1 protein-coding gene is annotated in these 423 nt (G+C 48.5%); it reads left to right on the top strand.

Annotation, left to right across the window (positions count from 1 at the left end; translation table 11 throughout):
* Nucleotides 1-20: 20 nt before the first annotated feature.
* Nucleotides 21-423: tRNA dimethylallyltransferase (locus tag A3751_RS16460; protein WP_304439043.1), on the top strand; the 403-nt coding region annotated here is incomplete at its 3' end.

Genomic DNA, 423 nt, shown 5'->3' with positions numbered 1-423 from the left:
ATGAAGATGCGTTGAGTGAGATGCGCAAGATCAGCGAAAAAGGCAGGATACCGTTGTTGGTTGGCGGCACGATGATGTACTTTCGCGTGCTACGTGACGGAATTGCAGCGATGCCGTCAGCGGATGAAGGTGTTCGAAAAGAGATTAATCGGCTTGCTGAGGAAAAGGGGTGGGCGCACATACACAGCTTGCTAAAAGATATTGATCCGGAGTCGGCAGAGCGAATTAAGCCTTCAGATACTCAGCGATTGCAACGCGTGTTCGAAGTTTACCGTGTAAGTGGTAGGACTTTGACAGATTATTGGCGGATGCAACGGTCTCATAACTCAGGTGAGGCGAATGCGCTTGGCGCAGGTCTGCAGGAGATAAAAAATAATTCTGTCAGAACTGGAAATAAGGGTGAAGCGGATTACACTATCATTG

This window comes from Oleiphilus sp. HI0080, from assembly GCF_001635135.1.
This window is presented reverse-complemented; position numbering and strand designations above follow the sequence as displayed.